The organism is Myroides albus (assembly GCF_024722315.1).
GTDB classification, from domain to species: Bacteria; Bacteroidota; Bacteroidia; order Flavobacteriales; family Flavobacteriaceae; genus Flavobacterium; species Flavobacterium album_A.
Genome location: NZ_CP102754.1, coordinates 3,498,981 through 3,512,911 on the forward strand (window position 1 = coordinate 3,498,981; position 13,931 = coordinate 3,512,911).

The window sequence follows — 13,931 nt, forward strand, 5'->3', positions numbered from 1 at the left end:
TATTTTCTTTGTTTATCAAACGCTTACTCATCGTCTAATGACCAAGATAGTTCGATATCTGAATCTGCTGGAGAAACGCGAATATACCCTTGCATCTCTTGATGTAAAGCAGAACAGAAGTCAGTACAATAGAACGGCCATACTCCAACTTGTTTTGGTTCCCATACAAATGTTTCAGTTTTACCTGGAGTTACCAGTAACTCAGTTGTATTAGCTCCAAGCATCGCCAATCCGTGTGGTACGTCAAAATCTTGTTCAAGATTTGTCACGTGGAAGAATACTTTATCACCCACTTTCACACCTTCAATATTATCTGGCGTAAAGTGACTTCTAATCATCGTCATATTAATGTGTACTTCATTTCCTTTTCTAACTACTTTAGCCTCACTTGGATTCTTAGTTACATAAGGGTGTTTATTCTCATCTAACTTGTAGATTTGTCGAGATTTATGCATGATTTTATCTGCTTTAATTGCAGCTGCATAGTGAGGTTCTCCAATCGTAGGGAAATCTAAAATCAACTCCATTTTATCACCTGTAATATCATAGAGCTGAGCAGAGTGATTCAAATCAGGTCCTACAGGCAGATATCTATCTTTGGTAATTTTATTCATTGCCACCATATATTTCCCATCAGGTTTAGCTGAGTTTCCTCCAGGAATCATCAAGTGACCGACAGAGTAATATGTTGGTTTTCTATCCACAATCTCCCAAGTACCCAATTTCCATTTTACAACTTCTGATGAGATAAAGAAAGTAGTATAAGCATTTCCTTTACCATCAAACTCTGTGTGTAAAGGGCCTAAACCTGGTTGTTCAACAACTCCAGCTAAAACATCGTCGAATTTTAAAATTGGCAAGCCATAAGCGTCACCATCAAATTTTTTATTCTCAATTGCATCTAACATTTTTGTGAAAGAGTGAACAGTAAGATTGGCAGATAATTTCCCATTACCTACAATGTACTCACCTGATGGATCTACGTCACATCCGTGTGGTGATTTTGGAGTAGGTAACAAATAAACAAGTCCAGGCAATTCAGTAGCATCTAATACCAATACTTCATCTTTCATCGTATGCGTTGCCATGTGAGTACTATTGTCAAATTTATTGTGAGCGTATTTAGCAGGCATTTTCTTTCCTTTTCCCGCTTTGATATACTCCTCTGCTTTTTTCCAGTTTACAGCAGCAATAAAATCTTTATCGTTTTGAGATGCATTCACCTCTAACAAACTATGAGCCTCCTCTGTGTTATAAGTCGTAAAGAAAAACCACCCATGTGATTTACCACGACCTGGGTGTGATAAGTCATAGTTGAATCCAGGCATTAAAATTTGAAAAGACAAATCCATTTCTCCCGATTCTTGATCTACAGATATAAAAGATAAAGCACCTTTGAAATTACCCTTATAGTCTTTAATGGGCATATCTCTTTGAGGAATTGGCACAGAGAATCTCGTACCTGCTACTACATACTCGGTATTTTCTGTAACATAAGAAGAACTGTGGTTACCCGCACTATTTGGAATTTCTAAAATCTCAGCAGTACTAAAATCTTCCAGGTCAATACGCGCAATACGCGGAGTGTTATTCCCATTAATAAAAATCCAACGTCCATCTACTTCTCCTTTAGTCTGAGAAATATCAGGGTGGTGAGAATCATCCCATGGGATAAAACCATGTGAAGTCATCAACATCGGTTTTGTTTCCTCACTATATCCATATGCTTTCTCTGGATCTTGTGAAAAGACAGGTATTACTTTAAATAGCCTCCCTGAAGGTAATCCATAAACAGATAACTGTCCACTAAATCCACCAGAGAAGAAACCATAATACTCATCATATTCACCTGGAGCTACGTATACTTTCTCAGCAGCATTTGTCGAGAGAGCACCTTTATTGCTCTTTTTAGAGTCACCACAGCCAGCCAACAATAAACCAGCTACGGAACAGGTTAATAATAATTTGAATTTTGTTTTCATAATATAATATTTACAATCTATAATTATAGTGTTCTAAAGTATTCTAAGACTGCTCTAGCATCTTCCTCACTAAGATTTTGATTAGCCATTGGCGCTCCGTTAAATTCTTTTAATAACTCTTTCGCTAATGGATCACTTTCCAACATTTTTTCTGGAGCCAAAATCATATTCATTACCCATTCAGGTGTACGGCGTTCAAGTATTCCCTTAGGTGCTGGACCGATAAATCTTTTAGCAGGTTTGTGACACGCAGTACACATATTTTTATAAATTTCTTGTCCTTTGTCTGCCAATTTCTGATCAAGTTCTTTTAACTCTAATGACTTTATTGGACCTACCCCTTTATTAGTCAAATCCACTCGCTCTGAAGGTGGTAAATTTTGAGAATTTTGTGACGCTGCTGGTTTTGTTTCTTCTTTGGTTTCCACTTTTCTTTCATTAGTAGTAACAGCTTGCTCTTCTTTACCTTTGCTTCCTGAATTACAACTAATTACAAACGAACAAATCGTTAGCATCAATGCTGTACTTATAAATCTTAGTTTCATAATGTGTTTATTTTTGTTTACATATTGTGAAGTTAATTCTATTTAGCTTCTTCCTTTATGACCCAAATCATAAGGAAATTACTGTATTCAAAAACTTATCAACACAAATACAACTAACTTAAAATCAGTTGATTACAACCATTGTCAGATCAATACATTTATTATTTAGAAGAATGGAGTATAAAATAACTTAATAAATAAAGGGCAATTATATCTTTTTATGATTTCCTTAACATATACATAAAAGACAAAAACATCTTTTATATGAGTAAACACTATAAAAAGTGTACAATTTTCACCTTATATGATTGTTCAAACCACGTGATAACAAAATGTTAATACAGATATTAGACCAGAGATTTGATATACATTGAATCAGAAAAAAAAGGGATACCTAAAACTAATCTATGAACTGCAACCGAAATGGTACTTGAAGAAGAAAAACAATTTGTAATGAATAAACAATCGCAAATAGTACTTCTAAAGAAGTTAGTGCCGAAAATAACTCTCTATGAAAAAGAAAAACAGGCATAGAGTAAAGAATAAAAAAAGAGTGGAAAAACACCAAAGGTATTCTCCCACTCTCCTATTTGATTTTTAAATTTTAATCTAATTTCTTGTCTATGATTCGAGCAAAATAATCTTGAACAAATGCCTTGCATTTTAATTCTAATTCCAACATCTCCTCATTCTTCTCATTTATCAAGTTACGCTCTAACCCTTTGTCATTGATGTCGTAAAAACCAGTAATGTCTTTTCCATTAAATCTAACAATATAATTACCTTCTTGATAAGTGTACTCATTACCTCCATAATTCACCACAAAAGGCTTGGTAATGGTATCGTTAATCAAACTGCGTCCCCAACTTCTAAATGGCTTATCATAGCCAATCATATCTAAAACTGTAGGGTAAATATCAATCTGTTGAGCCAAGCTTTTATCAACTCCTTTTACTCTTTCATCTGGCGTATAAATTAAAATAGGAACAGCTGTGCGATTCACTAATTTGCGGTACTCATCATAGTCGATTTGATTGGTGTGATCAGCAGTTATAATAAATATCGTATTCTCAAACCAAGGTTCTTTGCTACTTTCTTCAAAGAAACGCTTAAAGGCATAGTCTGTATATCCCACTGTCTTGTGAATCGGCTGATTGCCTTTCGGAAATTTACCTTCATACTCTTTTGGTACATTGAATGGTTCATGAGAAGAAACCGTAAATAAGGTAGCAAAGAAAGGTCCTTCTTTTTCATTTAATGTCTTTCTCATGTACTGAAAGAAAGGTTCGTCCCAAATCCCCCATGTACCATCAAAGTCATCATCATTATTATATTCCGTTTTACCGTAGTAGTGATCATATCCCAAAATATTTCCAAAACCTAAGAACCCCATAGATCCATTAGGAGCCCCATGAAAGAATGATGTGTCATACCCTTTTGACTTTAAAGTTGAAACTAACGATTCTATCTTTTGCTTTGGAAATGGCGATGAGGTAAATGCATCTTTAAAAGAAGGTATCCCCGCTATTACAGAAGACACTCCGTGTATCGATTTGTACCCATTAGCGAATGCATTAGGGAAAATCAAGCTATGTTGAGATAGCGAATCAATAAAAGGAGTATAGCTCTGGTAATTTGGTATATTCATATCCTTGTTAAATGCTCCTACATACTCACGCGCATAACTCTCTGTGATAAACAATACGATATTTGGAGTTGATGGCTCATTTGTTTGATAGTGTTTTACAGCACTGACATATTTATCTAAAGTAGGCTGATCCATAAAATCAACCTTTTTAAAACTCGTTTTTCCAATTGTACGCAAGATTGCAAAAGGCGTGTTCAAAACGACATCAGCATGTTCCGGTTTCTCTACATGTCTATTAGCATCAATAATATTTAGCGGTCTGGTCGTTTTCTTTAAATCCCCGCGTACACCAGCTATAAAACCGACTACCACAATAACAAACAATACAATAGACGAAATCCAATATGATTTTTTTGATTCAATTGTTATCGGTCTTGTAAACTTCACTTTTTTGTACAAAAACACCCATACAATACTCAAGCCAATACACCACAAGAATACATGCCAATAATTAATCAAAAAATTAAAAAATAAAGTCCCCTTATTAGACTCGTGTTCTAAACTATCAAAAACGGCAATTGTCGTACGTGCATAGATAAATCGATAGTAAATTAAATCGATAAAATTAGTTGCGTAAGCTAATAAATTGGGAATGATATAAGACCAAAAAAGGAGTTTCTGATACCCTTTACTTGTCGTTTTATAAATAGGTAATATTGACAAAATGATAAACAAACTACTCATATAAAAAATAGCCATTCTATCAAAGGTCAATCCGTGATAAGCTAAAGAAAGGTATTGTCCAAATGAATCTACATTCAATAAATCACTGTTATATACGTAAAATAAAGTACGAGCAAGGAAGTAAAAAAAGAAAGCTAAAAACAGTCTGTAAAATAGCACTAATACTTCGTTTAGACGAAAACGATTTGAAATCATAAGGTTTTTTTATTTTTTGAAACACAAACTTAATCATTTCTATTCTCACTTGCATAAGCAAATACAGCATTTTATATGATGTGAAGTTTTTTTTCTAAAATAATCGACTTGAAAATTGCTATCCCCCTTTCGATTCTTTGTTTTTATTCTTCATTCACAAAAAAGAGCACTTTAGCAAACAATTTTCTTGACAAGTGAACTACTCTGCTTAATAAACAAATTCCTTGTTTTAGCCTCTCAAACTACTCGTAGCAAATTCTCACCATTATATCACACTTCTCAGTAAAATATTTTATACCTCTAAGTAGTTTGCGCACACTTTTCTTGCGGTATTCTTGCACCTTTCTTCGACAAAACACCGCTTTTGGCAAGTAAACCCCTAGCCCCCCCCTAACAAACCCGAAGAAAGTGCAAGCCAACCCCCAAGAAACTTTGTAGAATATCTCTGTATTTGGTTGCCTATTGAGAAAGTTGAGTTGCACTAACCTTTGTGAAAAAATACATCCCTACGCAATAACTGTAGTAGGTAAAAACAACTGATAGGAAACCTTGACTTGCTACATCAAGCAATTGTAAGATCGTAAATTACCAATCCAATACAAAGCGATAATTCAAATACAACTAAACAAAACTGACTACGCAGTACTTTGATTAAGTGATTCACCCTTAATTTTTACTAAAAAATAACCGTCAAAAGGCAAAAACACCCTTCATATAGACTACAGAATACGAGAATCTCTTCAGTAATGAGTACATTTTTTATCAATTAAAGATGCTTGAATCAATGATAAGACCTTGGTTGAATCCACTTAAAATCAGAAGAATTAAAAAAACGAATAATATAGTTTAGAAGAATTTCGACTAAGAGAATAGCAAATAAAATAAGATAAAAATGTCAAGTACACATTAATTTGATGGAATCTTATATTTTTTTTGTACTTTGCAATAGCTAATTAATTAAAACATGATTGATCCTACAAGATTATTTGATATACCTTATCTTCAAAGAGATCACTTTCCCCTATCTGATGCACTTGTTACAAAAGTAAATGGAGAATGGGTAAAAACATCTTCTGAAGAATATGTAAATAAAGCAAATGCTATTTCAAGGGCTTTACTTCGCTTAGGTATAAAAGAGAATGATAAAATTGCTGTTATAACCAATAGAAATCATACGAATTGGAATATTCTCGACATTGGAATTTTGCAAATAGGTGCACAAAATGTCCCTATTTATCCGACAATTTCAGCAGAAGATTATCAGTATATTTTAAGTCACTCAGAGGCAAAATACTGTGTTGTTTCTGACATTGAAGTCTATGAAAAATTAATATCCGTTAAAGATCAGTTACCGCTTATCATTGATATATGCTCTTTTGATCAAATCGACGGATGTAAAAACTTTGACCAACTACTTGCTTTAGGTGAAGATAAAAGCAATCAAGCTGAAGTAGATCGCATTAAGGATACTATAACTCCAGATCATTTAGCTACTTTAATATACACCTCTGGTACTACAGGAAAACCTAAAGGAGTAATGTTATCTCACAATAATATTTTATCAAACGCTTTAGGTAGTGCAGATAGAATCCCTTTTACAAGAGATGAAAAATACAGATCGTTGAGTTTCCTTCCAATTTGCCACGTATTTGAACGCATGTTGATCTACCTATACCAATTTAATGGTGTAGCAATATATTATGCAGAGTCTATCGATAAGATGGGAGATAACTTAAAAGAAGTTAAGCCTAACGTCATGACTGTTGTACCGCGTTTACTTGAAAAAGTGTACGACAAGATTTTCACTACTGGGTCAGCTTTGACAGGACTAAAAAAGAGAATCTTCTTTTGGGCATTAGAACTTGGTTTTAAATACCAACCTTATGACAGAGGATTTTTCTATAACCTACAATTGGGGTTTGCTCGAAAATTAGTATTTAAAAAATGGGTTGAAGCCCTTGGAGGTAATATTAAGCTGATTGTTTCTGGTAGTGCTGCTTTACAACCGAGATTAGCTCGTGTATTTAACGCTGCTGGTATAGTTGTAGTAGAAGGCTATGGTCTAACTGAAACTTCTCCTGTAATTGCTGTAAATGACAAGCGAAACCGAGGAATGAGAGCAGGAACAGTAGGAAAACCGATCAGTAATGTAGAAGTAAAAATAGCAGAAGATGGTGAAATTCTTTGCAAAGGACCTAATGTTATGTTGGGTTATTACAAAGATGAAGAAAAGACTAAATCTGTGATTAAAGATGGCTACTTCCACACGGAAGATATTGGTAAGATTGATGAAGATGGGTTCTTGCATATTACTGATCGCAAAAAAGAAATGTTTAAGACCTCTGGAGGTAAATATGTCGCTCCTCAAATGATCGAAAATACAATGAAACACTCTCGTTTTATTGAACAAATCATGGTTATCGGGGAGGGAGAAAAAATGCCTGCTGCCTTTATTCAACCAAATTTCGAGTTTATTCGCGAATGGGCTCGAAGAAAACGCATCAATATTGGTACGACAGATGAAGAACTTGTTAAGAATGAGAAAGTAATTGAGCGCATCGCCAAAGAAATCGATCACATCAATAAAAAGTTCGGAAAATGGGAGCAAGTGAAAAAATTTGAACTTACACCTGAAGTATGGAGCATTGACAGTGAACACCTTACTCCTACTTTAAAACTGAGAAGAAAGATAATTTTAGCAAAATACCACGATTTGTACGAAAAGATTTACAGAGGGTAAATGTTAAAATTTTACTATAAAAGGTAAATAAATTAAGAATAGTATGCGTGCATACTATTTTTTTTTATATTTGAAAAACACAAAGCTGGTATGAAAAATAAAACAATTGACTATGTACTAAGAGCAACTTGGCAAGCTGTAGCAAGAATGTATAATGAAGAAGCTTCTAAATATGACGCTACGATGTCCTTAGCTTTTGCTTTGTTAAGTATAGATCGAGAAGGTACCTCTTCTACTCTATTAGGCCCAAATATGGGAATGGAAGCAACAAGTCTTACGCGTACATTAAAGAAGATGGAAGAACACGGATTAATCACCAGAGAGAAAAATCCCAATGATGGACGTGGCGTAATTATTAAGCTTACTCCTTTAGGAATAGAGAAAAGAGAATTGTCAAAAGAGAAAGTGAAGCGATTTAATGAAAAAGTACTGTCTTCTGTATCAGAAGAAAAATTAAAACATTTTTTCGAAGTGACTGACATAGTGAATACTTTAGTAAGTAACAAGAGTATTTTCGAAGAAGATTAACAACAAGTAGAATTAAGTATAAACCAAAGAATAACTAAATATGAAAAGATTAATAAAGAAAGTGGCCGTAGTAGGATCTGGAGTAATGGGATCTGCTATTGCTTGTCACTTTGCTAATATTGGACTAGAGGTATTACTTCTTGATATTGTACCAAGAGAATTAACTCCTGATGAAGAGAAGAAAGGTTTAACACTTGAACACAAAGCAGTACGCAACAAAATTGCTAATACTCATTTAGCTAATGCTTTGAAATCTAAACCAGCTCCAATCTATTCTCAAGCATTTGCTTCTCGCATTTCGACTGGGAATATAGAAGATGACTTAGTGAAGATCAAAGATTGTGATTGGGTAATCGAAGTTGTAATCGAGAGATTAGATATTAAAAAATCAGTATTCGAACAAATCGAGAAATACAGAAAACCAGGTTCGTTAATTACTTCTAACACTTCTGGTATTCCAATGAAACTAATGGTAGAGGGCCGTTCAGAAGATTTCCAAAAACACTTCTGTGGAACGCACTTCTTCAACCCTCCAAGATATTTACAATTATTCGAGATTATCCCTGGACCACAAACGGCTCCTGAGGTAATCGAATTCTTCCAAAAATACAGTAGTCTTTACTTAGGTAAAACGCCAGTATTGTGTAAAGACACACCTGGGTTTATCGGTAACCGCGTAGGGGTTTACTCTATGGCAATGGTAATGCAATTAGCTCAAGAAATAGGGTTAACTATCGAGGAAGCTGATACACTGACAGGATCTATCTTAGGACGTCCTAAAACAGGTACTTTTAAACTAGGAGATTTAGTAGGATTAGATACCGCTGTTAACGTAACGAATGGATTAAAGCAAAACTGCCCTGCAGACGCTATGATTCAAGAAGTTAAAGATAGCAAACCGCTTAACTTCCTATTAGAAAATAAATTCTTAGGTGACAAATCAAGAAAAGGATTCTACTACAAAGAAGTAGATAAAGAAGGTAAAACTAATCGCTTTGCTTTAGACTTAGAGAAATTAGAATACCGTCCATTAGAACGTGCTAAAATAGCTGTTCTTGAAACTGCAAAACAAGCTGGTGGTACGAAAGCTAAATTAGCTTTATTATTAGCAGACCAAACTAAAGCAGGTGAATTAATCAGAAAACACTTTGCTTCTTTATTTGCATACGTTTCTCAACGTGTTCCAGAAATCACTGACACCCTATTCCCTATCGATGATGCTATGCGTACAGGATATGCGTGGAAATATGGTCCATTCCAAACTTGGGATTTAGTAGGCCTTGAAAAGGGAATCGCTTTAATCGAAAAAGAAGGTTACACAGTAGCTGATTGGGTTAAAGAATTGGCAGCTTCTGGAGCGAAGAGTTTCTATAAAGTGGAGAATGGTAAAAAACTGTTCTACAACCAAAACACAAAAACTTTTGAACCTATTCCTGGACAAGATGCCTTCATTATCCTTGACAATATTAGAACATCTAATAAAGTATGGGGTAATAGTGAAGCTTCATTAATCGACTTAGGTGATGGTATCGTAAACTTAGAGTTCCACTCAAAGATGAATACAATCGGTGGTGGTGTTTTAGCAGGATTAAACAAAGCTGTTGAAATCGCTGAAAAAGACTTCCAAGGATTAGTAGTAGGTAACCAAGGTAGCAACTTCTCTGTAGGAGCGAACTTGATGATGATCTTCATGATGGCTGCAGAGCAAGATTGGGATGAGTTAAATATCGCTATTAAAACATTCCAAGATACAATGATGAAAATGCGTTACTCAGGTATTCCTGTAGTTGCTGCTCCTCATGGAATGACATTTGGTGGTGGATGTGAGCTAAGCTTACACGCCGATAAAGTAGTAGCTGCCGCAGAGACATATATCGGATTAGTAGAATTCGGTGTAGGACTTATCCCTGGTGGAGGTGGTTCTAAAGAGATGACCGTAAGAGCGTCTGATCTATACCGCAAAAATGATGTAGAGCTAAATACACTGCAAGAGCACTTCTTAACTATCGGTATGGCTAAAGTAGCTACATCAGCACAAGAGGCTTTTGACTTAAATATATTGCAAAAAGGAAAAGATGTAGTGGTTGTAAACAAAGATTTACAATTGGCACAAGCTAAACGCGAAGCTTTAGTATTAGCACAAGCGGGATATACACAACCGGCTAAACGCAAAGATATTAAAGTACTTGGTCGTCAGGCTTTAGGTATGTTCTTAGTAGGAACTGACAGTATGATGGCTGGTAAATACATCTCTGAGCACGATCGCAAGATCGCTAACAAACTGGCTTATGTAATGGCAGGAGGAGACTTATCAGAAGCTACATTAGTGACTGAACAGTATTTATTAGATCTTGAAAGAGAGGCTTTCTTATCACTATGTGGTGAACGCAAAACGCTGGAGAGAATCCAATACATGCTGAAAAATGGTAAACCATTAAGAAACTAATCTTTAACCAATTAAAACGACAAAGAATATGAAAACCGCATATATAGTACAAGGATATAGAACGGCAGTAGGTAAAGCGCCTAAGGGTGTATTCAGATTTAAAAGACCGGATGAACTGGCTGCTGAGACTATTGAATATTTAATGAGTAAACTACCAGAGTTTGACAAAACTCGCATCGATGATGTAATGGTAGGAAACGCAATGCCTGAGGCTGAGCAAGGACTAAATATGGCTCGTCTAATCTCTCTAATGGGATTAAAAGTAGATGACGTACCTGGAGTAACTGTAAATAGATATTGTGCTTCTGGTATAGAAACTATCGGTATGGCTGTAGCTAAAATACAAGCAGGTATGGCTGACTGTATCATCGCAGGTGGTGCAGAGAGTATGAGTTATATCCCAATGGGAGGATATAAACCAACACCTGACTACGGTGTAGCAAAAGAAGGAAATGAAGATTACTACTGGGGAATGGGATTGACAGCTGAGGCTGTAGCTAATCAATTCAAAGTTTCTCGTGAAGATCAAGATGAGTTTGCCTTTAACTCACATATGAAAGCTTTAAAAGCACAAGCAGAAGGGAAATTTGACAATCAAATCGTTCCTATTACCATTAATGAAGTATTCATTAACGAAAAAGGAAAAAAAGATAGTAAATCATATACAGTGACTAAAGACGAAGGACCAAGAGCTGGTACTTCTATCGAAGCCTTAGCAAAACTAAGACCTGTATTCGCTGCAGATGGATCTGTAACAGCAGGTAACTCTTCTCAAATGAGTGATGGGGCTGCTTTCGTGATGGTGATGTCAGAAGAAATGGTAAAAGAGCTAAACATAGAACCTATCGCACGCATGGTAAACTATGCTGCAGCTGGTGTAGAACCACGCATCATGGGTATAGGACCTGTTAAAGCAATTCCAAAAGCATTAAAACAAGCAGGATTACAGTTAAAAGATATCGATCTTTTTGAATTAAACGAGGCTTTTGCTTCTCAATCTTTGGCTGTAATTAGAGAGTTAGGTATCAACCCTGATATTGTAAACGTAAACGGTGGAGCTATTGCATTAGGTCACCCATTAGGATGTACAGGAGCAAAACTATCCGTTCAGTTATTTGATGAAATGAAACGCAGAGGTTCTAAATACGGAATGGTAACAATGTGTGTAGGTACAGGACAAGGTGCTGCAGGAATCTATGAATTATTATAATAAAGCTATTAACCAATAAAGAAAATAAACATGAGTAAAGATATCGTAAGAGGAGGTCAATTCTTAGTAAAAGAAACGAAATGTGAAAACATTTTCACTCCTGAAGATTTTACAGAAGAGCAAATAATGATGCGTGAATCTGTAAAAGAATTTATCGACAAAGAAATATGGCCTAACAAAGAGCGCTTCGAGAAAAAAGACTACGCATTCACTGAGGAAACTATGCGTAAAGCTGGTGAACTTGGTTTATTAGGAGTTGCTGTACCAGAAGCTTATGGCGGATTAGAAATGGGATTCATCTCTACAATGTTAGTTTGTGATTATATTTCTGGAGCGACGGGTTCATTCTCAACTGCATTCGGTGCTCACACAGGAATTGGGACAATGCCAATTACACTATACGGAAACGAAGAACAAAAGAAAAAATACGTTCCTAAATTAGCTTCAGGAGAGTGGTTTGGTGCATACTGTTTAACAGAACCAGATGCAGGATCAGATGCTAATTCAGGAAAGACAAAAGCTGTATTATCAGCGGATGGTAAGTACTACTCTATCACAGGACAAAAAATGTGGATCTCTAACGCTGGATTCTGTAATGTATTCATCGTATTCGCACGTATCGAAGATGACAAAAACATTACTGGGTTTATCGTAGAAAACGATCCAAGTAACGGAATTACATTAGGAGAAGAAGAACATAAATTGGGTATTAGAGCTTCTTCTACTCGTCAAGTATTCTTTAGCGATACGAAAGTTCCAGTAGAGAATATGCTTTCTGAAAGAGGTAATGGATTTAAAATTGCGATGAATGCATTAAACGTAGGACGTATCAAATTAGCAGCTGCTTGTTTAGATTCTCAACGTCGTTTAATCACGCAATCAGTTAAATATGCAAACGAGCGTATTCAGTTTAAAACTCCTATCTCATCTTTCGGAGCTATCCGTACGAAATTAGCTGAGATGGCAACTAATGCTTATGTAGGTGAAGCTGCATCATACAGAGCGGCGGCAGCTATTGAGGAGAGAATCAATCAACGTATTGCAGAAGGAAACACACATCAAGAAGCTGAGCTAAAAGGTGTAGAGGAATTTGCTATCGAGTGTTCTATCCTAAAAGTTGCTGTATCAGAAGACGTACAAGCTTGTGCAGATGAAGGAATCCAAATCTTCGGTGGTATGGGATTCTCAGAAGACACACCAATGGAAAGCGCATGGAGAGATGCTCGTATTTCACGTATCTACGAAGGTACAAACGAGATCAACCGCATGCTTACTGTAGGGATGTTGATTAAAAAAGCAATGAAGGGACATGTAGATTTATTAGGTCCTGCTATGAAAGTAGCTGACGAATTAATGAGTATCCCAAGCTTTGATGTACCAGATTATTCTGAATTATTCGCTGAAGAAAAAGAGATGATCAGCAAGTTAAAACAAGCTTTCTTAATGGTAGCTGGTAGTGCTGTTCAAAAGTTCGGTCCAGATTTGGAAAAACACCAAGCTTTATTAATGGCAGCTTCTGATATGCTAATTGAAATCTATATGGCAGAAAGTGCTATCCTTAGAACAGAGAAATTAGCGAAGTTAAAAGGAGAAGAAAATATTAAAGAGCAAATCGCTATGGCTCAATTATACTTATACCACGCTGTAGACATCATCGGATTAAAAGGTAAAGAAGGAATCGCTTCTTTCGCTGAAGGTGATGAACAACGTGTAATGTTAATGGGGCTACGCAGATTTACAAAATATGTGAACCTACCTAATGTAAATGCACTAAGAGAAACTATTGCATCAAAATTAGTAGACGCAAACGAATACGTATTCTAATTTAGGATACAGACAATTTGGTTTAGTTTGTTTGAAAAAAACCGTCATTTTTCTTCGGAGAAAGGGCGGTTTTTTATTTGACTACTAACCAAAAACGAAAAGCACTAATTAACAGATAGTTAATATATT

8 protein-coding genes are annotated in these 13,931 nt (G+C 35.6%); 5 read left to right on the forward strand and 3 right to left on the reverse strand.

All coding sequences use genetic code 11. From position 1 onward, the window contains the following. Window positions 1-23 precede the first annotated feature (23 nt). The 3 genes from nosZ to NWE55_RS15570 form a co-directional block, all read right to left on the reverse strand. Window positions 24-1,982 (reverse strand): Sec-dependent nitrous-oxide reductase, encoded by a 1,959-nt coding sequence (nosZ, locus tag NWE55_RS15560; protein WP_160339031.1) that lies wholly within the window; start codon window positions 1,980-1,982, stop codon window positions 24-26. Between the two features lie 23 nt (window positions 1,983-2,005). Further along, entirely contained in the window at window positions 2,006-2,527 is a 522-nt protein-coding gene (locus tag NWE55_RS15565; protein WP_155092524.1) for a c-type cytochrome, read from the reverse strand. 604 nt (window positions 2,528-3,131) lie between these two features. Beyond that, a complete protein-coding gene (locus NWE55_RS15570; RefSeq protein ID WP_160339032.1) occupies window positions 3,132-5,054 on the reverse strand; it encodes an LTA synthase family protein in 1,923 nt (640 codons plus the stop codon). 964 nt (window positions 5,055-6,018) lie between these two features. Here NWE55_RS15570 and NWE55_RS15575 point away from each other — a divergent pair. The 5 genes from NWE55_RS15575 (at window position 6,019) to NWE55_RS15595 (ending at window position 13,802) form a co-directional block, all read left to right on the forward strand. Further along, complete coding sequence (locus NWE55_RS15575; RefSeq protein WP_160339972.1) at window positions 6,019-7,794, forward strand: AMP-dependent synthetase/ligase; 1,776 nt, start codon at window positions 6,019-6,021, stop codon at window positions 7,792-7,794. Window positions 7,795-7,884: 90 nt separating this feature from the next. Beyond that, on the forward strand, window positions 7,885-8,322 hold the full coding sequence (locus NWE55_RS15580; RefSeq protein WP_155092527.1) for a MarR family winged helix-turn-helix transcriptional regulator: 438 nt from the start codon (window positions 7,885-7,887) through the stop codon (window positions 8,320-8,322). 40 nt (window positions 8,323-8,362) lie between these two features. Then, a complete protein-coding gene (locus NWE55_RS15585) occupies window positions 8,363-10,768 on the forward strand; it encodes a 3-hydroxyacyl-CoA dehydrogenase/enoyl-CoA hydratase family protein (protein ID WP_155092528.1) in 2,406 nt (801 codons plus the stop codon). A gap of 28 nt (window positions 10,769-10,796) precedes the next feature. Then, window positions 10,797-11,978 (forward strand): acetyl-CoA C-acyltransferase, encoded by a 1,182-nt coding sequence (locus NWE55_RS15590; protein WP_155092529.1) that lies wholly within the window; start codon window positions 10,797-10,799, stop codon window positions 11,976-11,978. A gap of 30 nt (window positions 11,979-12,008) precedes the next feature. Next, window positions 12,009-13,802, forward strand: coding sequence for an acyl-CoA dehydrogenase FadE (locus tag NWE55_RS15595; protein ID WP_155092530.1), 1,794 nt, complete (start codon window positions 12,009-12,011; stop codon window positions 13,800-13,802). Window positions 13,803-13,931: the final 129 nt, after the last annotated feature.

Excerpts from the sequence above, each read along its gene's own strand:
- nosZ (WP_160339031.1), bottom strand. The coding sequence starts at position 1,982 with ATGAAAACAAAATTCAAATTATTATTAACCTGTTCCGTAGCTGGTTTA.
- NWE55_RS15565 (WP_155092524.1), bottom strand. The coding sequence starts at position 2,527 with ATGAAACTAAGATTTATAAGTACAGCATTGATGCTAACGATTTGTTCG.
- NWE55_RS15570 (WP_160339032.1), bottom strand. The coding sequence starts at position 5,054 with ATGATTTCAAATCGTTTTCGTCTAAACGAAGTATTAGTGCTATTTTAC.
- NWE55_RS15575 (WP_160339972.1), top strand. The coding sequence starts at position 6,019 with ATGATTGATCCTACAAGATTATTTGATATACCTTATCTTCAAAGAGAT.
- NWE55_RS15580 (WP_155092527.1), top strand. The coding sequence starts at position 7,885 with ATGAAAAATAAAACAATTGACTATGTACTAAGAGCAACTTGGCAAGCT.
- NWE55_RS15585 (WP_155092528.1), top strand. The coding sequence starts at position 8,363 with ATGAAAAGATTAATAAAGAAAGTGGCCGTAGTAGGATCTGGAGTAATG.
- NWE55_RS15590 (WP_155092529.1), top strand. The coding sequence starts at position 10,797 with ATGAAAACCGCATATATAGTACAAGGATATAGAACGGCAGTAGGTAAA.
- NWE55_RS15595 (WP_155092530.1), top strand. The coding sequence starts at position 12,009 with ATGAGTAAAGATATCGTAAGAGGAGGTCAATTCTTAGTAAAAGAAACG.